This window comes from Streptomyces sp. NPDC001070, assembly GCF_053598835.1.
In genome coordinates this window covers 20866-42384 of the sequence record NZ_JBSFLB010000019.1, presented here as the reverse complement: position 1 = coordinate 42384, position 21519 = coordinate 20866, and the positions used below count along the sequence as shown (strand labels likewise).

Below are 21519 nucleotides of genomic sequence, written 5' to 3'. Positions count from 1 at the left end.
ATGTCACAGCCCATGGTGCACGCCGGCGGTGTGTGCAAGAGCTACGGCAAGCTCGAAGTCCTCAAGGGCATCGACCTGACCGTCGAGCGCGGCCAGGTGTGCTGCCTGCTCGGCCCGTCCGGCTCCGGCAAATCCACCTTCCTGCGGTGCATCAACCACCTGGAGAAGGTCGACGGCGGCCGACTGACCGTCGACGGCGACCTGGTCGGCTACCGCCAGCGCGGCAACAGGCTCTACGAGTTGCGTGAGAAGGAGGTCGCCGCGCGCCGCCGTGACATCGGCATGGTTTTCCAGCGGTTCAACCTCTTCCCGCACATGACCGCGCTGGAGAACATCGTCGAAGCGCCGGTGAAGGTGGCCGGCATCAACCGCACCGATGCCCGCGCTGACGCGATGTCGCTGCTGGACCGGGTGGGTCTCGGCGACCGCGGGGACCACTACCCCGCCCAGCTCTCCGGCGGCCAGCAGCAGCGCGTTGCCATCGCCCGCGCACTGGCGATGAAACCCAAGCTGATGCTCTTCGACGAGCCCACCTCGGCGCTCGACCCCGAACTTGTCGGGGATGTCCTCGACGTCATGCGCGACCTGGCCGCCGACGGCATGACCATGGTCGTGGTCACCCACGAAATCGGCTTCGCCCGCGAGGTTGGCGACATGGCCGTGTTCATGGACGGCGGTGTGGTGGTCGAGGCCGGTGACCCGCGCGAGGTCCTCGTCAACCCCCGTCAGGACCGGACCCGCTCGTTCTTGTCGAAGGTCCTGTGAGCGCCTCCGAGACGGCGGCCCCCACCCTCGCCGCCAACGGCAGTCCGGCGGCCCTGGCCGCCCGGCTGCTGCCGCTGGCGACGGCACGCCATCCCCACTTCCTGTCAGACCTCGCCGAACTCGTGGCGATCGACTCGGGGTCCTACAGCCCCCAGGGGGTCAACCGGGTCGCCGACTGGGTGCTGACGCGGCTGACGAAGCTCGGCTTCGCTGCCGAGCGAGTCCCGGTGGCCACCGCCGAGCACGAGGTCGGTGACGCCGTCGTGGCACGCCGTTGCGGGTCCCGCCCGGCCACCGCCGGAGGCCGCCGGGTCCTGCTGATTGCCCACATGGACACCGTCTTCGAGGACGGCACCGCCGCTGCCCGCCCGTTTGCTCTCGACGGGACCCTGGCCTACGGGCCAGGCGTCAGCGACGACAAGGGCGGCCTGCTGGCCGGGCTGACCGCGCTCCAGGTGCTCGTCGAGGCCGGTGCGGAGGACTACGCAGAGCTGGTCTTCCTGGCCGTCCCCGATGAGGAGATCGGCTCGCCGGCCAGCCGTCCGCTCACCGAGCTGGTGGCCACCGGCGCCGACTACGCCCTGGTCCTGGAGTGCGCCCGGGAGAACGGCGACGTCGTGCTGGAACGCAAGGGCGTCTGCGACGTCATCATCACGGTAACCGGCCGCGCCGCCCACTCGGGCATCGAGCCCGAGCGCGGCGCCAACGCCGCGCTGGCCGCCGCCCACCTGATCGTCGCACTCCAGGCACTCAACGGCACCGACCCAGGCACGACGGTCAACGTTGGCGTAGTTCGGGCCGGCACCCGCAGCAACATCGTCTGCCCCGAGGCGGAGTTGCGCGTGGAGGTCCGCTCCACCACCACCGCCGGACTGCGGCGGGCCACCGAGGCCATCGCCGCCCTCGCATCCCACCCCGCCGTCGAGGGCACCACCGCGCACGTCGAACAGCTCGACCTGTGTCCGCCGATGGAGGACACACCGGCCTCCCGCGCGGTGTACGGCATCGCCCGCGAGGCGGCCGCGGAACTGGGACTGGACCTGGGCGCCGCCTCCACCGGCGGCGTCGGCGACGCCAACCTACTTGCCGGCACCGGTGTCCCCACCCTCGATGGGCTCGGCCCGGTCGGTGGTGCGGACCACAGCTTGGAGGAATGGCTGGACACCGACAGCGTCCCCGGTCGCGTCGCCGTACTGGCCGCCCTCACCGCATGCCTCGGTGCCGGCCTCGCCGCCGACGCAGCCACCTAGCACCCGACAGGGTCTCCGGCACCACCTCGGCGGGCCCACCCTCCGTATCGCCGCACCATCCTGCGGCTCCGGCCCCACGGCCGGGGCCGCGCAGGCCTCCCACCAGCGGGATTCGCCCCAAGGGTACGAACGCCCGCCGGGGGCGCAGCCCACCTCGGCAGGACGGCGTCTTCGACGCACCCAAGCAGCACCTTCACACTCCCTTCCACGGAGGACTTGCATGAAACGAGCACTGCGCGCAGGCTCCACCGCGGCACTGGCCGCGGCGATTTTGCTCGCTGCCACGTCCCCTGGGGCCCTGGCGGCCGGTCTCCAGCAAACCCACGGCCGGCACCACGGCGGCACCCTCATCCTGGTCGGCGGAGGACTAAAGGACTCCAACGCCGAGATCTACAACGAGATCGTCACCAAGGCCGGCGGCGCGGGCCAGGCCCGGATCGGCGTGCTCACCGCCGCCTCGGTCCCGCCGAGCCAGGACCCCGACGCCAACGACCCGGTGAACTGCTCCAACTCTGTATGCAACGGCGCCTACTATGCCGACCTGCTCAAGCGCTACGGCGCGCACGCCGAATGGATCCCGATCGACATCGAGCACATCCAGGCGGCCGACTCCGACGCCGTAGTCGCCCAGGTCAACTCGATGACCGGATTCTTCTTCGGCGGCGGCGACCAGTACCGCTATGTCACCAGCCTGCTGCGCGGCGCCGCCCACACCGACACCAAAGTGCTGGCCGCCATCCGCGCGAAACTGGCCGCCGGCGCGGTCGTCGCCGGCTCCAGCGCAGGTGCCCAGATCGCCTCCGGCCCGGACATGGTCACCGGCGGCGACAGCTACCAGGCGCTGCGGGACGGCAGCGAGCCAGGCTACTTCGACGACGCCTCCAAGCTCGGCTACCTGCCCGAAGGGGCTTCGGCTTCTTTGCCTCCGGTCTGCTGGACACCCACACCGGCACCTACGGCCGCGAGGGCCGGGCGATCCGCCTGGCCGCCGACACCAGCCAGGACCGCGTATTTGCCATGGACGACAACACCGCCATCGAAGTCGAGCACGCGGGCACCGACAACGAGCAACTACGAGTGCTGGGCACCCACGGCATCAGCATCCTGGACCTGCGCCAGGCCATGGTGCACCACGACACCGCCGGCTGGTCCATCTCCGGCGTCCACTACAGTTATCTCACCAACGGCGACCGCTACGATCCCCGGACCTGGCACACCCGGCCCGCCCGAGGCAAGCAATCGCTCAGGCCGTCCGGCGACACCCCCGTGGCGCCCAACAGTGACGTGTTCTCCTCCTATGCCAACGACAACGGCCACCCCTACTCGTTCTCCGGAACCGCACGCGAGCTGACAGCCACCGCCGCCCAGCGCACCACCACCGCCACCACCTTCGAGTCCAACCCGACCTTCCGCGTTCATTTCGCCCGCACCAGGCAGACCCACGCCTGGACCACCGACGGCCGTACCACCGCGTCGCTCACGGACCTGCGCATCGCCATCGCTCCCGCGTAACCTTGCACCACCAGGTCGTCCCCGAAATCCGGAGACGATCGCACGGTCCGGCCCGCACCCGCGAGCCGGACCGTGCGCGTAGTGGCCCACCCGCCCTGCTGCACTTGCTGCCCAGCCCCGCCAACCCCCACACCGTCAACCCCCCTCCCGCCGGAAAGGACCGTCCATGGCCACGGGCGCGCTCGCCGAAGTGATTCGCCAAAGACTGGGGGAGTGCACCCCCGCCGAGCGAAAAGTGGGCCGCGTTCTGCTGGCCGGCTGGCCCGCCACAGGATTCGAGACCATCGCCACCCTGGCCGAGCGTGCCGCAGTAAGCGCGCCCACCGTCCTCCGCTTCGTCAACCGACTGGGATATCGCGGCTTCCCCGACTTCCAGGCCGCGTTGCGCCGCGAACTCGACGAGCGCAACGCCTCGCCGCTGTCGCTGTACGACTCCGCCGACTACGGCCGGCCCACCGGCAGCGACCAGGCCGCCAGCGGTTCGCACGGTCTGCTGCGCCACGGCAGCGCCGTCTTCACCGAGGCGGTCGGCCGTACCCTCGCCGAACTGCCACCGCACGACGTGGAGCGGGCCGTGCAGCTGCTGGCGGACCACAAGCGCCGGATCACCCTGGTCGGCGGCCGCTTCACTAACCTGCTGGCGCAGTACCTCGGGCTGCACCTGATGCAATTGCGCGACGACGTGCATTTCCTGCCCGACCGCGACGTGGAGCGCAGTGCAGCGCTGGCCGCTGTCAAACGCCGTGATGTCTTCGTCGTCTTCGACTACCGCCGCTACGAACGGGACAAGGTGGTCATCGCAGACCTGGTGCGCGACAAGGGTGGCAAGACGGTGCTGTTCACCGACACCTGGCTCTCACCGGTCACCTCATGTGCCGAGGTCGTGCTCCCCAGCCAGGTCGCGGCGCCCTCGCCGTACGACAGCCTGGTTCCCACCCTCGCGGTGATCGAGACGGTCGTCGCCGGCGTCCTCACAGCGCTGGGCGAGACCGGGCACCAGCACATGCACACAGTCGAGGAGACCGCCAAGCACCTGGGTTCGGACTATCCACAGGCCTGAAAGGGGCCGTGCAACGTCGATGGGGGCAGGTGGGAGGCCACCCGCACAGACCAGCCGGCTCACGGCGTCCTCCCGCGCTCCTGGCGCCCCAGCACACCCATTCACCTCTCGCATCAGGTCCCTACCGGTGAACAGGCTGATGAGCGGCCGTCGCCTTCGCGGAGCAGGAGACACCAACCAACGGCGGGTGCCCACGGAAGCCGCGCCGCTCAGTGAGGAGGCCGGGCAGTGTGGTCCGGGTGATCGCGGGTACGGCGGGCTTCCTTCATCTCCGCCTCGTACAGATGGTCCCGTCCCTGAGCCAGTTCACCGACCAGACTCCGCTCCAGGTCCGCGAAAGGCCGGTAGTAAGTGCGGTTATATGCCTCGACGACCTGGAAGGTCCAGTGCCCGGGAATCACATTGCGTCCCAGGACCTCCCGCTCCACCGCGTCGGCCTCCTCCGTGTGACCGGCCTCGCGCAGCAAGCGCACAGCACGGTCGAGCTCGAGGTCGGCCGTACCCGTCAGCTGGTGAAAGGCATACAGGTGCCCGCGGGCCCGCTCGGTGGTCTCCAGAGCCTTGGACAAAGATCCCAGTGCCCGGACCGTCAGGTCACTCATTCCCGGTGGACGCCGATGCCCGGCGTCAAGTGGCTCCTGCCCAGCCACAAATTCTTCGCTCATTCTTTCCATATGCCACGCGAAAGTCCCGAGGCATCGGGCCCTCACTCTGCCGGGCGCTTGCTGGCGCCCACGCCGCCTCCGGCCGGCGGCGCGGGAGGAGCGCCGAAGCCGCACGACCAGCGGGTGGTCTGCCAGCGGCCACGGCGTCGCTTTCGCGCCAACCCGGTCCCATATGGGGCGATGTCCTGGGCGCCGTCACACCGCCGAGCACACGCGCGAGAGTCTGGCAGCCCGCTGCTCACCACCGTGTCCAGCGATATCGCCTTGGCCATCCCCGTCGATGTTCAGCCGCCGCACCATCAGAGGCCCGGCCATGGTCTGCTTGTAGGTACCGTGTACACGGTTCTGTTACGCCAATGGACGTCCTGGGTCATCCCGACATTGACGGCGATCAAGGTCGCCACCACTGTCGACCTCCCTTTGCGATGCCTGACCTCGGCCATACCTCACGTGAGGACACGGCCGAGGAATCCGTGGATGTAGCCGCTGATGGCATCCAGATGCGTTTCCAGAGCAAAGTGCCCAGCGGGCAGCAGGTGGACTTCGGCGTCCGGTAGGTCTCGGGTGAACGCCCTCGCACCGTCCGGGCCGAAAATTTCGTCTTTCTCACCCCAGACCGCAAGTAGTGGCACCTGGCTGGTGCGGAAATACTCTTGCAGCTTGGGGTAGCCGTCGATGTTGGTCGGGTAATTTCGGAAGAGCGCCAGCTGAACCTCATCGTTACCGGGTCGGTCCAGCAGAGTCTGGTCGTGCAGCCAGTTGTCCGGGCTGACGAGACTCGTGTCGGGAGCGCCGTTCTCGTACTGCCAACGCGTTGTCTCACTGCTGAACTTGGCCCGGGCGCCAGGCTCTGTATCTGCACCGGGGTTCGTGGCATAGGCGAACAGGTCGTCCCAGAATGGCTTGGCAAACCCTTCCATGTAGGCGTTGCCGCTCTGGGAGATGATCGCGGTCACCTCGTACGAGGGATCGAGAGCCAGTCGCCACCCAATCGGTGCACCGTAGTCGTGTACGTAGATTGAGAAGCGCCTGATCCCCAGGTCGTCGAGCAGTCCCGCAGTGATTTTGGTGAGATTGTCGAAGGTGTAGTCGAACTCGGCGACCGTGGGCATGGAGGACTGGCCGTAGCCTATGTGGTCCGGCGCGATCACGTGATACCGATCGGCGAGCTCAGGTATGAGGTGACGGAACATGTGGGAGCTGCTCGGAAACCCATGCAGGAGCAGGATGACCGGAGAATCGGCCGGCCCTGCCTCACGGTAGAAGATTCGCTGCCCGTCGATTTCCGCCGTGCGATGGTATGTAGGGAGCATGCTGACCCTCCGAAGAAAGCACCGATTCGGAGCCGAGTCTGAGGTTCCCGTGGCCAGACGCCGGCAAATCGAAGCAGGATTCTTCCCCGTGCAGTACGCGAAGCGACGGGAAAAATCCCCACATTACATTATCTCTCCAAACGCTAAACCCAGCCTCGGCCAGGTGCCAGAGGGGAGATCCGGAAGCGATTCCCCGCACCACCAGAGGGCGGCGCCGAGGGCTGAGGTTGGGGGACCGCCGCGTACGTTCGTCCGTTCGGCGCCGCGACGCTCCCATGTCAGCCCTCGATGTGCAGAGCCAACGACATCGCCGGGGGACGCGGTCAGGACGTCTCCCATGGACTCGTCCACATCTCCGATTCCGGAGAGCCGGCTCCCCTGGATGCGTTCAGCCGCCGCTTCTCACTGAAGCGCTCGGAACCCGCGCAGCGGGATGGCCTGCCCATGGCGACGTTGGCGCGGGCAACGCGGCCTCCTGATGCTGCGCGGGTTGATCAGCACAAGATCAGCTGCTTGCCTTGATGTGATCGGACGCCCTCTCGGCGACCATGATCGTAGGTGCGTTGGTATTGCCTCGAGGGACGCTGGGGAAAACGGAAGCATCTACGACTCGCAGGGCGGACACTCCGAGGACGCGCAGTTCGGGGTCGACCAACCTCGCCAACCAGTGGGGCACCCGCTACCAAGCAGGAGGAAAGACCGTCTGGGCCGAGCAGCCCATGGGGACATCAACGGCCCCTGCCTGACCCCATCCGCCGCAGCCCGGCCGCCACGCGAAGATCCCGGCCAAGCGCCTGCTCGATGCCACCGGATGGATCGATAGTTAAAGACTTTTCTGCTAAATCTCACTCCGCTCTCGGCGCCAGCCAATCGCCGAGCTGGCTAGTGGCACCGCTTGGGTTGGAAATCGTCACTGCGTACGGCTTAACGGAGGGTCTGTAAGACGAATGACTTACAGACCCTCCGTAGGCCGGTGCTTTTCCGGTCAGGGTCAGGCTATGGCGCGGGCGAAAGCCCGGAGTTCCTTGGCGAACAGGGTGGGCTGTTCGAAGGCGGCGAAGTGGCCGCCTGCAGAGATGTGGTCGTTGAAGTAGACCAGGTTGCTGTAGGCGCGCTCAGCCCAAACGCGCGGCGTGTGCACCAGTTCCCCAGGGAAGACACTGACGCCGACGGGCATGGCCAGCTTGGTCAGTTCGTGGTTGCTGCGGTAGAACTCCCAGTACAGCCGTGCCGAGGAGGTGCCGGTCCCGGTGAGCCAGTACAGCGTGATGTCGTCGAGCATCTCGTCGCGCGTCAGGATCCGCTCCGGGTGGTGGTTGGTGCCGGTCCAGTCGACGAACTTCTCGTAGATCCAGGCGGCCAGTGCCGCGGGGGAGTCGTTCAGGGCGTAGCCGATGGTCTGCGGGCGGGTGGCCTGCTCGGTGAAGTACCCGGCGTAGATCTGGTTGAACTGCTGCTGCTCCGCGATGGCCGTCTGCTCGGCGGGGGTGGGGTTGTCCACGGGGAGGCCACCGGTCAGCATGAACTCGGGCAGGTTCAGGTGGACACCGGCCAGGCCCGCGGGCTTGAGCTTGCCGACCTGGGTGGCGACGCTGCCGCCCCAGTCGCCGCCCTGAGCGACGTAGTCGTGGTAGCCGAGGCGGTCCATGAGCGTGACCCAGGCGGCAGCGATGCGCTCGGTGTTCCAGCCGGTCGTCGTGGGCTTGTCGGAGAACCCGTAGCCCGGCATCGAGGGGATCACGACGTGGAAGGCGTCGGCAGCTGTGCCGCCGTGAGCCGTGGGGTCGGTCAGCGGGCCGATGGCATCGAGGAACTCCACGACCGAGCCGGGCCAGCCGTGGCACAGCAGCAGCGGCCGCGCGTTCGCGTGGCGGGAGCGCACGTGCAGGAAGTGGATGCCCAGGCCGTCGATTTCGGTGCGGTACTGGCCCAGGGAGTTCAGGCGGCGCTCCAGGCGGCGCCAGTCGTAGCGGGTGCGCCAGTACGCGAGCAGTGCGGCAACGGGCTCGCGCTGCGCACCCTGCGAGTTGTCCGCCACGGTCTCCTTCTCGGGGAGGCGTACATGCTTCAGGCGGCGGCGGAGATCCTTGAGGGCGCTCTCGGGCACGTGCAGGTGGAAGGGCTCGATGGCCTTGGTGGCGGGCGGCAGGGTGAGGTGCCCGGCCCAGAGGTGGTCGGCCGGTGCGGTGTCGGCCGTCGCGTTGTTTGCGGTCAGCAGGGCGGCGGGGGTGGCGGTTACGGCGCCGGCGATCGCGGCGGTCCGCAGGATGCTCCGGCGGGACATGCGGTGGCGGCCGTTTGAGACTGAGCTGTTGCGGGGGGTTTCATCGGTCATGAGTGGTGGCTCCTTGAGCGTGCCGGCAAGCACGTGTCATGTGGCGCGGCAATGGCGGGTGTGGTGCGCGCCTGATGCGCGTGGAGTGCGGCCGGTGGGGCGGCATTCGTGGCGTCCTTGCGAGAGGGCAGGACGCAGCGACAGTTTTGTATCGATCGATAAAAAACTAGGGATCTCGCTGCCCTTTGTCAAGCGGTCCACGCGTGTTCTGTTGCTGGGGGGATCCGTTCGCTTTCGTGCCGGCACGCGACGGAAAGGCGGTTCTCTGGCCGGCCGGAGAGGGATCTGGGGGATCCGGAGAGAGCGCCGACGTCACCTCTTTTTGAACGTCCGTGGCGACGTCGCCGAGTTCCTGGAGTTCCCAGTCGGCCGAGGGGTGTCGCCAGGCTTTGCCGGCGATGCTGCGCGGGTGGAGGTCTTGTAGTTCCAGGTGCGCGAATTCGGGTCCGAGCTGTGTGCGGATGTCGGCTTGGGCGCTGTCGGCCAGGGTCCGGATTCTGCGCAGGATCCGGGCTGCGTCGGCGATAAGTCGGGGGAGTTTGTCCGGGCCCAGGATGACGATCCCGAGGAGGACGAGGGTGAGTAGTTCAAGTGGGCCCATGCCAAGGAACACGGTGGCCTCCTGTGAGCGGGGACGGCCGCCCGGTGCGTGCCGGGCGCATCATGCGGACGGTGGTACGCGCGGTACGTACAGCGAGCGTGGTGGCCGCATCAGCGGGGGCCGCGCCCGCATGCCACGGCCGATGCGGTGTCAGGCGCCGTGACAGGGTCAGGGTTCTCGTTGTCTGCGCGGGTGCGGTGGCGGCGTTCGGCGCACCATGACACCAGGCAGGCGAGGAGGTACAGCACGGTGATGGGGCCCGCGAGCAGCAGCATGCTCAGCGGATCGGTGCTGGGGGTGGCGATGGCGCTGAAGGCGGTGATGCCGAGGGTCATCGGCCGCCACCAGCCGATCATGCGTCGCGCGCTGAGCAGGCCGGTCGCATTGAGCATGACCAGCACCAGCGGCAGTTCGAAGGAAGCTCCGAACACCAGCACCATGCGGGTCGCCAGGTCGAGGAAGTCGTCGACCGGCAGGATGTTCGTCGCCTTGTCCGGTGTGAAGGACAGCAGCACCCGTGCCGTGGTCGGCAGAACGGCGTAGGCGAATGCCGCGCCGATGAGGAACAGCGGAATGCCTGTGGCGAGGAAGGCGATGGTGTACTTCTTCTCGTGGCGGTGCAGACCCGGTGCCAGGAAGGCCCAGAGCTGGTAGAGCCACACAGGGCTCGCTGCCAGCACGCCGATGGTCAAGGAGACTTTCAGGGCCAGGGTGAACGGGCTCAACAGCCCGTTCACTGCGATGAGGCCGCAGTTTTCTCCAGTCCCGGCCGGAGGGGACGCGCATCCTGGCAGGGGTGCGATGACGACGTCGATGAGCTGCTTGTAGAACAGCCCGGCCACGAGGGTCGCCAATACGATCACACCCACTGCCTTGGTCAGGCGGCTACGCAGTTCGCGCAGGTGGTCCGCGAGGGGCATGTGGCCTTCGGGGTCCGGTTCTGCCGTGGTCAGTGGAAAGATCATGGCGCAACCTGATGGTTGACGAAGCGTCAGGAAGCTTCGTGGGCGGCGTTCTGGCTGTGGAGGGCGCCGGCACGCGCCGGCCGCTCGGGGGTGAGGGGAGATCGGTGCGTCTGCGAAGCGTCCTCGTTCCGGGGGGTATTGCTCGCATCGTCGGTGCGCAGGGCTTTGGTTTCGCTCTTGAGGATGCGCAGGGACTGCCCGAGCGATCGCGCCATGTCGGGCATGCGTTTGGCGCCGAAGAGCACGACTACCACGACCAGGATGAGCAGGATTTCCGGGGTTCCGATCTTGCCGAACACGATGGTTCCTTTCGCTTTGGGTGCCGGTATAAGGGGGCGGAGCACAGGTGCACCGCGGGAGATGGGTTACTGCAGGACACCGGGAAGTCCGACTTCTGGCGGCTTGGAAAGGCATCGGCGGTGCCGGGCGGGACCGCAGCTCTGTGCTCCGATGTGTGCCGAGAACCGCCAGGTCTGAGGCCAGGATGAAGCCGCTTGGTGTCGCGGGCGCCACGAGTTGGCCCGGGAGCGGCTGCCGCAAGAGGCAGGGCGGGACTTCACAAGCCTCCACTTGGGGGTTGCTCGCGATGTGTTGCTTTGTTGCTGTGTTGGTTTGATGTGCCGATCCGGCATGGCAGCGTCGTCACATCCACAGACCGTGTGTGAGGGAATGGGGCGTTGTGTCTGTGGGGCCCGGTTGGCGGAGTTGGGTTCTCAGCGGGTGAGGGCGGCGAGTTCCCGCCACTGGGGCAGTGGCATGGCGGAGTCCGTTCCCAGGACGTGCAGGCAGACGTGGTCGGCCCCGGCTTGGTGGTGGGCGCGGACGCGGTTGCCGATGGTCTCGACATCACCCCAGGCCACGAGGCTGTCGACGAGTCGGTCGCTGCCGCCGCCGGCCAGGTCCTCCTCGGTGAAGCCCTGGCGCAACATGTTGCGGGCGTAGTGGTCCATGGACAGGAACATCCCGATGAATTCGCGGGCGGCGGCGCGGGCCTTGGCGGGGTCACGTTCGAGGACCACGGCCTGGTACGGAGCCAGAAGCGGCCCTTGTCCGATGAGTTCGCGGGTCGCCGCCGAGTATTCGGGGGTGACCAGGAAGGGGTGCACACCTGCTGTGCGGCGTCCGGCGAGTTGAACCATTTTCGGTCCGAGCGCGGCCATGAGGCGCTGATCCGCCGGTACGGGCGCGGGGGCTCCGTCGAGTTCGTCCAGGTAGCCACCCATATCCGACAGCGGCCGGTAGTCGCGTCCCGCTTCGCGTGCGGTGGCCGGATCGCTTACGCCGAGGCCGAGCAGGAGCCGGCTGCCGTAGCGCTGCCGAAGTCGTGCGTGTCCGGCTGCCATTTCGGCTGCCGGGTGGCGCCAGATGCTCAGCACACCGATCGCGACCTTGGTGTTGCGTGTGGCGCTCAGCAGCCGTTCCGAGTCGCCGAGGATGTCGCCGCCCCCGAGGCCCGGGATCCACAGGGCACCCCAGCCCATGGCATCGAGTTCGGCTGCGGCGTCCTGGATCGCTCCAGGGTCCGCGGTCCGCAGCTCGATGCTCCAGATTCCTGCGCGTCCCACGTTCATGGCAGAACTCCTTTCACTGGTAATCATGCGGTATGTCGGCCTCACACCGGCCGCGGTGCCGGGGCCGGTCGGCAGCGAGCGATCCCTGCCGAACCGGCCCCCTTACCCTTCGCGCTCTGGCCGAAAGGCCTTGCGCCGTGTCAGATCTGGTTAAGACCGCCGTCGACGAAGAGTTCGACGCCGGTGACGAAGGTGCTCTGGTCCGAGGCGAGGAAGACCGCTGTGGAAGCGACCTCGTCCGGGCGGCCCATCCGGCCGAGCGCCACCTGGCCGGCGAGGAAGCCCTTGACCTGTGCCCTCTGCTCGGCGTCGGGGAGGAGGCCGTCGATGCCGGGGGTGTCGATCGGGCCGGGACTGATGGTGTTGACCCGGATGGCGCGGCCCTTGAGCTCGTTGGCCCAGGTACGGGCGAAGGATCGCACCGCCGCCTTGGAGGCGCCGTAGACACCGAATGCCTCAGCACCGGCGGACCCGGCGGTCGAGCCGGTGAGGATGACCGATGCGCCGTCGTTCAGCAGCGGCAGTGCCTTCTGGACGGTGAAGAGCAGGCCCTTGACGTTGCTGCCGAAGGTCTCGTCGAAGTGCTGCTCGGTGACCTGCTCCAGGGAGGCGAAGCTGCCGCCGCCCGCGTTGGCGAACAGCACGTCGATGCGGCGCCCCTGCTGGGCGACGGCGTCGTAGAGCCGGTCGAGGTCGGCCAGGTCGGACACGTCGCCGCGCACGCCGGTGGCGCGCGGACCGATCTGTGCGACGGCGGCCTCCAGCGCGTCCTTGCGGCGGCCGGTGATGAACACGTGCGCGCCCTCGGCGGCGAACCGCTGCGCGGTGGCCAGGCCGATGCCGCTGGTACCGCCGGTGACGATGGTCGTCTTGCCGTCAAGCTGTCCCATGCTGTGGTGCTCCGAATCGAGATGAGTTCGCGCCGGGTGAAGTAACAATCTTTGTTACGTTGTGCGGCGCGCGGATGCCGCACCCTCCGGGGCCCGCAATGTGGGCGTCCAGGTGGGGACGGCGTGTTTTTTAGTGATTGATAAAAAACTATGACGCCCAAGGCGATGTGTCAAGTTGGCGCCCGGCGGTTCCGGCGCCATGTGGTCGGAGGGCCTCTCGCGGCCGCGGCATTCCGGCCCGTGGTGTCGATGTAATGCTTATGGTTACATTAGATGTGAGGCGTGACGCGCACTGCACGTTCCGCCCCGGAGCCTGCGTCGCCTCAGAGCCTGTCGGGTGACTTCTGATCGAGCGCCCACGCCCCGGCAGGCACGCTTCCCGCGTTGCCGAAATGCTTTGGTAGCTCGACTACGAGAGCCTCCCGGCGCCTTGGAATCGCATACATCAGACCGCTTCCGCTTTCCGATCGAAGGTCACCCGGCAGGCTTTCCGGGCGCACAGGTGCGGCCTGCCTCGACCCCCAGGCAAGAGCGTGCTCCGCACGACGGCGCGGCACGGTCCGACGACTCCACTCCCAGGAGAGTGCATGAATGGTCCTTCCAGTGCGGCGCCGGCCGTACGGCAGTTGCAGCGGGCCTCCGCGCAGAACAAACGCTCGCCGCGCGGTGACTGGCCGGCGGTCGCCTCCGTCTCGCTGATGTGCTTCGTACTGGTGCTGACGGAGTTCCTGCCGATCGGGCTGCTGCCCGTGATCGCCTCCGGCCTTCACGTGTCCATCGGCACCGTCGCCCTGGTGGTGGTGGCACCCGGCCTGACGGCTGCGGTCACCGCTCCCCTGCTCACTATCGCCTCGGGGTGGCTGGACCGGCGCAGGGTGCTCATCACCCTCGCTCTGCTGACCACCGCCTCCAATGCCCTGGCGGCCTGCGCTCCCAACGTGGCCGTGATGGCGGTGGCCCGAATCCTGCTCGGGGTGGGCGTGGGCGGATTCTGGACGATGGGCGCCGGTGTCGCCGCCCGGCTGGTGCCGGCCCCGGCGGTCCACCGGGCCACCGCTGTGATCACGGCCGGGATCTCTGCGGGCACCGTCGTCAGCCTGCCACTCGGCGCACTGGTAGGCCACTTCGCGGGATGGCGGACCGCATTCGTCGTCGCTGCGGGCGCCGCGCTGCTCGCACTGGCAGCCCTGCTGCTGAGGCTGCCCGCGCTGCCACCCACCCGAGCGCTCCGCCCGGCGGCGCTCATCGCCGCCCTGCGCAAGCCCGCGCCCCGGATCGCCCTGCTGGGCACGGCACTGATCTTCCTAGGGCATTTTGCCGCCTACACCTACCTCACCCCGTACCTGGAAGGGCAGGCGCACTTCGGCTCCTCCGCGGTGACCGCGGTTCTGCTGGCCTACGGGGTGGCCGGGCTGGCCGGCAACTTCGCCGCTGGCGCGGTCATCTGCCGCAGCCCGCGGGCGGTGTACATCACCGCGACCGTCCTGGTCGCAGCAGCAGCCGTCCTCCTCAACCCCCTGACGGGCTCGGCGCCCGCAGTCGTCGCGCTGGTCGTGGCCTGGGGTGTGGCGTTCGGCGCGGTACCGCTGACGCTGCAGACATGGATCCTGCGCACAACCCCTGAAGACCCCGAGAGCGGCATGGCCATCCTGGTCAGCGTCAGCCAGATCGCACTCGCGGCCGGATCGTTCACCGGAGGCCTGGTTGTCGACGGATACGGCATCCAGGCCGGCTTCACCTTCGGTGCCGCGCTCGCACTGCTCAGCGCGCTTACCCGTCTCCGCCCCCTCCCGTCCGTCGGATGAACCGAGTCGGGGGAGCGGCCTCACCATCCCCGGGCAGGGCGCGGGAAACCGGAAGCCGCCGGGGAGCAACGGGACCGGGACGGCAGCGCTGGCCTCCTCGCCGCCCGGCTTTGCAGTAATGGATGCCTGCGTCTGCGCAGCGGCCGCCACCATGCGAAGTCGGGTCCCCGCCAAGGCCGCCGCGGCCTTGCACCCCCTCGCACCGTCTGAAGGAGCCCGCCGTACGGCTGCGCGTCCTGGAGGACGCCGGGCGCAGCGCCGTCCCCTTCACCACCGGCGTCCTGATCGGCATCGGCGAGACGTACGAGGAGCACGCCGACGCCCTCTTCGCGATCCGCCGCGTTTCCCGGCAGTACCACGGCACCCAAGAAGTGATCGTGCAGAACTTCCGCGCCAAGCCCGACACCGTCATGCGAGCCGTGCCCGACGCGGAGTCCGCCGAACTGGCCGCCGCCGTCGCCGTCGCCCGCCTTGTCCTGGGCCCGTCCGCCCGCATCCAGGCACCGCCGAACCTGGTCGGCGACGCACCCTCGCAGGCGGACGCCGACCGGGAGTATGCCCTGCTGCTGCGTCCAGCCAGGCTCAGCGTTTGGTCAGTCCGCTCTGAGCCGGTTTTTGCGCTCGAAGTTGCGGCGTCTGCGGGTGAGGAGTCCCTGCGAGGCGCCTAATCGGTCTGCCTGCCAAGCAACACCTGTGGGAGCGCGCTGCTTTCTAGCTGTTCACCAGCTTCACGCCAGGCGATCTTCACTCTTTCGGGTGGTGCACCCATCTAGGTGCTCCAGGGCTCCGAATGACTCACGTGAGGATCTTCAGCAAGCAGCGAATGACGCGCGGTGGACTGGGCGCGGTCTCTGGTCTGCTCGCTGCCTTTGCCGCCTTGGCGGTTGCAGAGGCGGTCGCTGGGGCTGTGCGGACACAAGCCGGTCCGGTGGTCGCGGTAGGCGGTGCGGCCATCGACCACGCTCCTGCGGCCGTGAAGACCTGGGCGATCCGGGTGTTCGGTACCGACGACAAGTTCGTACTAGAGGTCGGCATCCTCGTCGTCCTGGGTGTGCTGGCGGTCGCATTGGGACTGGTGTGCCTGCGGCACCGGCTCGTGGGGGCGATGGGCTTCTTTGTGTTCGGTGTCGTCGGAGTGTCGGCGGCGCTGAGCCGGCCGGACGCGGCTGGTGCACTGGACGCGCTGCCCTCTGTCGTTGGGACAGTTGCCGGGGGTCTCCTGCTGTACTTCCTCATCGGGTTGAACACTCGACACGGCTCCGGCACGAATGCGTCTCACGGCCGGGACTTCGACCGTCGGCGTTTTCTGGCGGCTGCTGCCGGCGCGGCTGCAGCCTCGACGGCCGCGGGTGCGCTCGGGCGCAGACTGAGCTCGTCCAGCGGCAAGCAGGCGGTGGCGTCCCGCGCGGCTGTCGCAATGCCCGCGCCTGCCTCACCCGCAAACCCTGTGCCCCGCGGCGCCGCACTGCGCATCCCCGGAATCAGCTCGTTCGTCACGCCGAACCAGGACTTCTACCGCGTCGATACGGCGCTGGTGGTGCCCAAGGTCGACGCCTCGCGGTGGCGGCTGCGCCTCCAAGGGCTCGGCGTAACGACGCCATTGGAACTGACCTTCCAAAACCTGCTCGAGCGTGAGCTGATCGAGCGGGACATTACCTTGACCTGCGTCTCCAACGAAGTGGGAGGACCGTACGTCGGCAATGCCCGCTGGATCGGGGTCCGGCTCGCAGACCTGCTGCGTGAGGCTGGTGTGCGGCCCCCGTCCCAGGGTGGTCCGGCGGACCAGTTGCTGTCCCGGTCGGTGGACGGGATGACGCTGGGCACGCCCGTTGAGGACGTCATGGACGGTCGCGACGCCATGCTCGCACTCGGGATGAACGGCGAACCGTTGCCGCTGGAGCACGGCTTCCCCGTCCGCATGGTCGTCCCCGGCCTGTACGGGTACGTCTCGGCGTGCAAGTGGATCCAGGACATCGAACTGACCACGTTCGACGCTTACGACGCGTACTGGGTGAAGCGAAACTGGGCTCGCGAGGCCCCGATCAAGACCCAAGCCCGCATCGACACGCCCAAGCCGTTCGCCCGTCCAAAAGCCGGAACGGTCATGGTCGCCGGCGTCGCCTGGGCCCAGCACCGGGGCATCAACCGCGTCGAGGTGAGGGTCGACGACGGTCCCTGGCAGGAGGCCGCCCTCGCGGCCCAGGCAACGACCGACACCTGGCGCCTTTGGTCCTTGTCCTGGCCTGCCATGACTGGGTCTCACACCTTGACCGTCAGAGCTACCGATGGCACCGGCGCTGGCCAGACAGCCCAGCGCGCCTGCACGATCCCCGACGGGGCCAGCGGATGGCATTCGGTGGTGGTCACCGTGGATTGACCAGCAGCCCTCGACCAACAGCTCCCGCATGAACCCGCCGTCTCATGAGCCGGCACCCAATCAAGAAAACAACCAAGGAGAAACCCGAATGAACACCCTGCGCGTCCGCCGCACTGCCGTCGCAGCGGCGACTGCCGCCATCCTGCCGTTCGCCCTCACCGCCTGCGGCGACGACGGCAAGGACAACGCCACCGACACCTCGTCCACCATGGCACCGTCCAACCCCGCCGGAGACAGCTCACCGAGCCAGGACCCCGGCGCCGCCATGGCCATGGACAAGCCCTTCGGCGCCGCGTGCTCCGCTGTGCCCAAGGACGGCGCCGGCAGCTTCGACGGCATGGCCAAGGACCCGGTGGCGACCGCCGCGTCCAACAACCCGGTTCTCTCCACGCTCGTGGCCGCGGTGAAGAAGGCGGGCCTGGTGGACACCCTGAACAACGCTCAGGGCATCACTGTATTCGCCCCCACCAACGACGCCTTCGCGAAGATTCCCAAGGCCCAGCTCGACAAGGTCCTCAACGACAAGGCCACCCTCACCAAGATCCTCACCTACCACGTCGTCGGGCAGAAGATCACGCCCACCCAACTGGAGAGCGGCTCCTTCGACACACTGGAGAAGAGCAAGATCACCACCTCCGGCGCCGGCGAGGACTACACGATCAACAACACCTCCCATGTCGTGTGCGGCAACGTCTCCACCGCCAATGCCACCGTCTACATCGTCGACACCGTCCTGATGCCCCAGTAGCCGCCATCCGACCAGGGCCAGCGGCCTGACCTGACCAGTCAGGAGCGCGCCGCGAGAAGCCGGGCAGCCCGGAGGAGGACAACGGCTGTGTGCGTCCACTTACCCGCACACACCTCCTCCGGGCGCGCCCCTTCCAGCTTTCCCTTCTGAATTCCAGCACCGCTCCTGCCTCTCGAACACGATCCCACTGCTGACGCACCGAGCTGCGCCCCACCCGAGCAGGAACCCAACGAGCCGGGGCCATCGACTGCATCAGATGCATCCGGATACGCCGGCGCGCCCGAAGAAGTCGTGATGGTTCACCACTTTTGGAGGTCCTCATGAGCATCGCGGCACCTGGTGGCCCCTCCACAGGGACCCGCCAGGGGTACCTGGAGACCCTAGTAGGTCGTATCGGCCGCGGTGATCAAGAAGCCTTCGAAACGCTCTACACCGCTGTGGCCGGCGCCGTCTTCGGCCTGACGCGCAAGTTGCTGCGAGATACGGCCCAGTCCGAGGAAGTTTCCCAGGAGGTCCTCATCGAGGTGTGGCGCTCAGCGGCCCGCTTCGATCCTGGAAAGAGCAGCGCCATGGCCTGGATCATGATGCTGGCCCACCGCCGCGCCGTAGACCGGATTCGCTCGGTCCAAAGAGCTGCCGAGCGCGAGCACAAGGCCGCAGTCAAAGACCATCAGACGCCCTATGACGTGGTCAGTGATCAGGTCGAGCGGCGCCTTGAACGGCAGCAGGTACGACGTTGCCTTGAGCAACTGACCGATCTGCAGCGCGAGTCGCTGACCCTGGCCTACTACCGCGGCTACACCCACCAGGAAACCGCCGACCTGCTGGGCGCCCCTCTTGGGACGGTCAAGACCCGTTTGAGAGACGGCCTGATCCGCCTTCGCGACTGCCTGGGGGTGACAGCATGAACACTCCCGACGTACACACCCTCAGCGGTGCTTACGCACTGGATGCTTTGCCCGAACCGCAGGCAAGCGCCTTTCGCGCTCACCTTCGACAGTGTCAGACGTGCACCACAGAGGTACGGGAGTTCCGTGAGACTGCGGCGCGTTTGGCGCTGGCGGCTGCCGTCGTCCCACCGGCTTCCTTGCGTGGGCGCATTATGGTCGCCCTGCCGCAGATCAGGCAGGTCCCTCCTGTCGGGGAAGGGAACTCTTCCGTATTCCCGCTGCATCGGCGGCGGAGTATGTCGTATCTGGCAGCCGCTGCTTGCCTTGCCATCGCCGTTGTCCTGGGCGGCTGGGTCCTCTCACTCGAGCGAAGCATCGACGTACAACGAACTCGTGCTGCTCGGGCCGAGCAGCGAGCAGCGACACTTGCTGCTGTGTTGGCAGACCCTCAGGCTGCCTTCCATTCCGCGAAGGTCACCGGCGGCGGCACGGCAACGATAGTGACCTCTCCCGGGCAACATCAGGCTGCCCTTCTCTACGACCGCCTGCCGGACCTGTCCGGTGACCAGGTCTACCAGCTGTGGTATTCAGTAGGCGGCACCATGACCTCCGCTGGCCTTCTCCATCCCGACGGCTCAGCCGGATCGATCTTGCTGCCGCAGGCCCCCGAGGGTGCCGAGGCAGTCGGTGTAACGACCGAACCCCCAGGCGGGTCCACTGCGCCAACCACCCGACCTGTGGTCCTCCTCCGCATTTGAGGCGTGCCATTGCAGACGCGCAGTGGGCGCGAAGTGAGCCGCTGCTCCCGGATCGGATGGCGAAGCGCGGTAGTCGCTGGCGGGATCACCGTCAGGTGATCGAAGCGATCGCCGTCAAGTTGTATTCCAGTACGCAGTGGGTTCACCTGCCGGAGAGGTATGGCAACCGGCGGGGTGCCTTCAACGCGCCGGTGGCCCGAGTCGACGCCGACGAGGGCCTGCCTGTGCCATGTCGGTGGACTCCGCCGTCGTGCGTGGCTGACCAGCACACGGCCGGGGCCCGCAAAAAGGGGTCCCGGCCGGCGAGCCACCGGCTACGCCATCGGCCGGTCCCGCAGCTGACTGACGACGAAGATCCGTCTTGCGGCCGATGGTCGCTGCCGGCTCCTCGCGTTCGTTCTCACCGTTGGCCGGGCCGGCCGATGCGCCCGCCGCGTCGCGGGCTTCCTGTGGTCCGCCCGCTGAACGAAAGGCCCTGGGTATGGGTGCAGGGGTCTGGCTTTGTGGGGCGGCGGGGTGATTCTGGTGCGCCGCATCCGCTGGCCCCACCCAGGCGGAATGATGGGTGTCCGCAATCGGCACTTGTAGATCATTTGTGACATTTGCGAATGATCTAGTCTTTGTTCTGAGTGTCGGCATCATAGGAGTGTGTCTGCTATGGCAGCAACCGAACTGGTGCAACTGGCTGTGCCTCACGGCTACATCGTCGGCATCGCACCGCTGGTCGTAGGCATCTTCCTCGTCGGAATCCTGGTCGGGGCCGTGTCACTGGGGGTGTGGGCCCGCAGCAAGGAACCTCCGCCTGAGCAAAAACCCCAGCCGCGCTGCGGAGCTTGGCACACCCGTCAGGAATATGGCCAACCGTGCCCACCAGACCATGGACCCGGGCACCAGGACGGGGAGCGGCACTGGGTGACCGAATGGCGAGAACCGGATGAATGGCCAAGCGACGGAGTCCGACTCCTGCCGCACTCCTTGAAGGGCTTCGGTAACTGGGGTTCTCACGGAGTCAGTCCCTCCGCCCCGGATGGGAAGAGCCCTGGCAACGGTCACACGAGGCAACGGTCTGGGCGGGACTAACGCCGCGCGCTTCACGCCGAACCAGAGGATTGCGACAGCCGATCGCTGCTGTCGCCGGGTGGCTCCGACACCTTCCGGGTCGGAGCCACCTTGCGGTTGCCGAGACGAATGCGTCGACCAAAGGTTCAGCCGCCAGCCCGCAGCATGCACCGCCGCTCTCGCCCCTTCGGCACGCTTGCCTCACCTAGCCAGTACGCGGTGTGCGCGCCACCAGGGTGTGAGTGATGCCGGCCTGCCAGCCAGGCAGCGGCAGGATGCGCACGTCGGTGAATCCGGCGTCCTCCATGCGGCCCGCGAATACTGGTGCGGTGTCGAAATCGACGACACTGCGCCACAGGTGTTCGTACAAAGCGCCGTCGCCTAGCCTGCGGGCGATGGGCAGCACCAGGCCGCGGGACACGGCCTGCCACACTGCACGATCCAGAAGCCTGCCACTGAGGGTGTACTCATGGACGGCGATATGACCTCCTGGGATGAGGGCATCTCGCACCTGTGCCAGGATCTCGTCCGGATGCGCCACGTTCCGGAAGAGATAGGCCGCGAAGACAGCGTGGAACGGTCCCGCCTCTTGAACCTGGGCAAGTTCTTCCGCCGGCGCCTGGACGAACGAAACTCCCGACGGCCAGCGCTTTGCCCGAGCCACTGCGAGCATCCCGGCTGAAGCGTCCAACGCTGTGATCTTCGCGTGCGGCGCGACGGACAGCAGAGCAGCAGTGGAGGCCCCCGTTCCGCAACCCAGATCGAGAATCCGTAGACCCTCACCGCGTCCGGGCAGCCCGAGCCGTCGTGCCGATCGCCGCAGGTGACCGTGGTAGCCAGGATTCGCCGAAACCATCCAGTCGTAGGAGGAGGATGCGTGGTCGAACGCCGAGGCGAGTTCAGCATTACGCAAGAGCGTCATGCTCGTACTCCTTTAGTCTGTGACGGGATAATG

At 67.6% G+C, this 21519-nt stretch carries 21 protein-coding genes and 2 pseudogenes; 13 read left to right on the top strand and 10 right to left on the bottom strand.

What is annotated here, in order from left to right:
- Positions 1 to 12: 12 nt before the first annotated feature.
- From ACWDAS_RS23215 to ACWDAS_RS23195, 5 genes and pseudogenes are all read left to right on the top strand, one after another.
- Positions 13 to 765 (top strand): amino acid ABC transporter ATP-binding protein, encoded by a 753-nt coding sequence (locus ACWDAS_RS23215; protein ID WP_450394270.1) that lies wholly within the window; start codon positions 13 to 15, stop codon positions 763 to 765.
- On the top strand, positions 762 to 2015 hold the full coding sequence (locus ACWDAS_RS23210) for a M20 family metallopeptidase (RefSeq protein ID WP_450393984.1): 1254 nt from the start codon (positions 762 to 764) through the stop codon (positions 2013 to 2015). Before ACWDAS_RS23215 ends, ACWDAS_RS23210 begins: the two co-directional genes overlap by 4 nt.
- A gap of 220 nt (positions 2016 to 2235) precedes the next feature.
- Positions 2236 to 2757: pseudogene (locus ACWDAS_RS23205) on the top strand (hypothetical protein); the annotation flags it as partial.
- A gap of 275 nt (positions 2758 to 3032) precedes the next feature.
- Complete coding sequence (locus tag ACWDAS_RS23200) at positions 3033 to 3527, top strand: hypothetical protein (protein WP_450394287.1); 495 nt, start codon at positions 3033 to 3035, stop codon at positions 3525 to 3527.
- Between the two features lie 166 nt (positions 3528 to 3693).
- On the top strand, positions 3694 to 4587 hold the full coding sequence (locus ACWDAS_RS23195; protein WP_450393982.1) for a MurR/RpiR family transcriptional regulator: 894 nt from the start codon (positions 3694 to 3696) through the stop codon (positions 4585 to 4587).
- Between the two features lie 209 nt (positions 4588 to 4796).
- Here the strand turns inward: ACWDAS_RS23195 and ACWDAS_RS23190 are convergent, their stop codons facing one another.
- The 9 genes from ACWDAS_RS23190 to ACWDAS_RS23150 form a co-directional block, all read right to left on the bottom strand.
- A complete protein-coding gene (locus tag ACWDAS_RS23190) occupies positions 4797 to 5189 on the bottom strand; it encodes a hypothetical protein (RefSeq protein ID WP_450393980.1) in 393 nt (130 codons plus the stop codon).
- 509 nt (positions 5190 to 5698) lie between these two features.
- Positions 5699 to 6565, bottom strand: a complete 867-nt coding sequence (locus ACWDAS_RS23185; RefSeq protein ID WP_450393977.1) for an alpha/beta fold hydrolase — start codon at positions 6563 to 6565, stop codon at positions 5699 to 5701.
- Positions 6566 to 7070: 505 nt separating this feature from the next.
- On the bottom strand, positions 7071 to 7241 hold the full coding sequence (locus ACWDAS_RS23180) for a GMC oxidoreductase (RefSeq protein ID WP_450393975.1): 171 nt from the start codon (positions 7239 to 7241) through the stop codon (positions 7071 to 7073).
- A 315-nt stretch (positions 7242 to 7556) separates the two neighbouring features.
- Positions 7557 to 8900 (bottom strand): epoxide hydrolase family protein, encoded by a 1344-nt coding sequence (locus ACWDAS_RS23175; protein ID WP_450393972.1) that lies wholly within the window; start codon positions 8898 to 8900, stop codon positions 7557 to 7559.
- Between the two features lie 166 nt (positions 8901 to 9066).
- Complete coding sequence (locus ACWDAS_RS23170; protein WP_450393970.1) at positions 9067 to 9513, bottom strand: sec-independent translocase; 447 nt, start codon at positions 9511 to 9513, stop codon at positions 9067 to 9069.
- 98 nt (positions 9514 to 9611) lie between these two features.
- Positions 9612 to 10466: a twin-arginine translocase subunit TatC gene (gene tatC / locus ACWDAS_RS23165; protein ID WP_450393967.1), complete on the bottom strand. Its 855-nt coding sequence runs from the start codon at positions 10464 to 10466 to the stop codon at positions 9612 to 9614.
- 26 nt (positions 10467 to 10492) lie between these two features.
- Positions 10493 to 10765, bottom strand: a complete 273-nt coding sequence (gene tatA, locus ACWDAS_RS23160; protein WP_450393964.1) for a Sec-independent protein translocase subunit TatA — start codon at positions 10763 to 10765, stop codon at positions 10493 to 10495.
- Positions 10766 to 11179: 414 nt separating this feature from the next.
- Positions 11180 to 12037, bottom strand: a complete 858-nt coding sequence (locus ACWDAS_RS23155; protein WP_450393962.1) for a TIGR03620 family F420-dependent LLM class oxidoreductase — start codon at positions 12035 to 12037, stop codon at positions 11180 to 11182.
- A gap of 140 nt (positions 12038 to 12177) precedes the next feature.
- A complete protein-coding gene (locus ACWDAS_RS23150; RefSeq protein WP_450393959.1) occupies positions 12178 to 12927 on the bottom strand; it encodes an SDR family oxidoreductase in 750 nt (249 codons plus the stop codon).
- Positions 12928 to 13514: 587 nt separating this feature from the next.
- Between ACWDAS_RS23150 and ACWDAS_RS23145 the strand changes: the two genes are divergently transcribed.
- The 8 genes and pseudogenes from ACWDAS_RS23145 (at position 13515) to ACWDAS_RS23110 (ending at position 20585) form a co-directional block, all read left to right on the top strand.
- Complete coding sequence (locus ACWDAS_RS23145; protein WP_450393957.1) at positions 13515 to 14732, top strand: MFS transporter; 1218 nt, start codon at positions 13515 to 13517, stop codon at positions 14730 to 14732.
- Positions 14733 to 14896: 164 nt separating this feature from the next.
- Positions 14897 to 15301 (top strand): annotated as a pseudogene (fbiC, locus tag ACWDAS_RS23140) (7,8-didemethyl-8-hydroxy-5-deazariboflavin synthase); the annotation flags it as partial.
- Between the two features lie 221 nt (positions 15302 to 15522).
- Positions 15523 to 17109: a molybdopterin-dependent oxidoreductase gene (locus tag ACWDAS_RS23135; protein WP_450393954.1), complete on the top strand. Its 1587-nt coding sequence runs from the start codon at positions 15523 to 15525 to the stop codon at positions 17107 to 17109.
- Positions 17110 to 17197: 88 nt separating this feature from the next.
- Positions 17198 to 17857, top strand: a complete 660-nt coding sequence (locus ACWDAS_RS23130) for a fasciclin domain-containing protein (protein WP_450393952.1) — start codon at positions 17198 to 17200, stop codon at positions 17855 to 17857.
- Between the two features lie 320 nt (positions 17858 to 18177).
- On the top strand, positions 18178 to 18765 hold the full coding sequence (gene sigK / locus ACWDAS_RS23125) for an ECF RNA polymerase sigma factor SigK (protein WP_450393950.1): 588 nt from the start codon (positions 18178 to 18180) through the stop codon (positions 18763 to 18765).
- Positions 18762 to 19505, top strand: coding sequence for an anti-sigma factor (locus ACWDAS_RS23120; protein WP_450393948.1), 744 nt, complete (start codon positions 18762 to 18764; stop codon positions 19503 to 19505). The genes sigK and ACWDAS_RS23120 overlap by 4 nt, the downstream gene beginning before the upstream one ends.
- Positions 19502 to 20104 (top strand): transposase, encoded by a 603-nt coding sequence (locus tag ACWDAS_RS23115; RefSeq protein ID WP_450393946.1) that lies wholly within the window; start codon positions 19502 to 19504, stop codon positions 20102 to 20104. The genes ACWDAS_RS23120 and ACWDAS_RS23115 overlap by 4 nt, the downstream gene beginning before the upstream one ends.
- A 58-nt stretch (positions 20105 to 20162) precedes the next feature.
- Positions 20163 to 20585, top strand: a complete 423-nt coding sequence (locus ACWDAS_RS23110) for a DUF6479 family protein (RefSeq protein ID WP_450393943.1) — start codon at positions 20163 to 20165, stop codon at positions 20583 to 20585.
- Positions 20586 to 20769: 184 nt separating this feature from the next.
- Here ACWDAS_RS23110 and ACWDAS_RS23105 read toward each other — a convergent pair whose 3' ends face one another.
- The gene (locus ACWDAS_RS23105; protein WP_450393940.1) at positions 20770 to 21486 is read right to left on the bottom strand and encodes a class I SAM-dependent methyltransferase; all 717 of its coding nucleotides are present in this window, start codon (positions 21484 to 21486) and stop codon (positions 20770 to 20772) included.
- Between the last annotated feature and the right edge of the window lie 33 nt (positions 21487 to 21519).

Coding starts and splice junctions, on each gene's coding strand:
- ACWDAS_RS23215 (WP_450394270.1), top strand. CDS start 13: ATGGTGCACGCCGGCGGTGTGTGCAAGAGCTACGGCAAGCTCGAAGTC.
- ACWDAS_RS23200 (WP_450394287.1), top strand. CDS start 3,033: ATGGACGACAACACCGCCATCGAAGTCGAGCACGCGGGCACCGACAAC.
- ACWDAS_RS23195 (WP_450393982.1), top strand. CDS start 3,694: ATGGCCACGGGCGCGCTCGCCGAAGTGATTCGCCAAAGACTGGGGGAG.
- ACWDAS_RS23190 (WP_450393980.1), bottom strand. CDS start 5,189: ATGAGTGACCTGACGGTCCGGGCACTGGGATCTTTGTCCAAGGCTCTG.
- ACWDAS_RS23185 (WP_450393977.1), bottom strand. CDS start 6,565: ATGCTCCCTACATACCATCGCACGGCGGAAATCGACGGGCAGCGAATC.
- ACWDAS_RS23175 (WP_450393972.1), bottom strand. CDS start 8,900: ATGACCGATGAAACCCCCCGCAACAGCTCAGTCTCAAACGGCCGCCAC.
- tatC (WP_450393967.1), bottom strand. CDS start 10,466: ATGATCTTTCCACTGACCACGGCAGAACCGGACCCCGAAGGCCACATG.
- ACWDAS_RS23155 (WP_450393962.1), bottom strand. CDS start 12,037: ATGAACGTGGGACGCGCAGGAATCTGGAGCATCGAGCTGCGGACCGCG.
- ACWDAS_RS23150 (WP_450393959.1), bottom strand. CDS start 12,927: ATGGGACAGCTTGACGGCAAGACGACCATCGTCACCGGCGGTACCAGC.
- ACWDAS_RS23145 (WP_450393957.1), top strand. CDS start 13,515: ATGAATGGTCCTTCCAGTGCGGCGCCGGCCGTACGGCAGTTGCAGCGG.
- ACWDAS_RS23135 (WP_450393954.1), top strand. CDS start 15,523: ATGACTCACGTGAGGATCTTCAGCAAGCAGCGAATGACGCGCGGTGGA.
- ACWDAS_RS23130 (WP_450393952.1), top strand. CDS start 17,198: ATGAACACCCTGCGCGTCCGCCGCACTGCCGTCGCAGCGGCGACTGCC.
- sigK (WP_450393950.1), top strand. CDS start 18,178: ATGAGCATCGCGGCACCTGGTGGCCCCTCCACAGGGACCCGCCAGGGG.
- ACWDAS_RS23120 (WP_450393948.1), top strand. CDS start 18,762: ATGAACACTCCCGACGTACACACCCTCAGCGGTGCTTACGCACTGGAT.
- ACWDAS_RS23110 (WP_450393943.1), top strand. CDS start 20,163: ATGGCAGCAACCGAACTGGTGCAACTGGCTGTGCCTCACGGCTACATC.
- ACWDAS_RS23105 (WP_450393940.1), bottom strand. CDS start 21,486: ATGACGCTCTTGCGTAATGCTGAACTCGCCTCGGCGTTCGACCACGCA.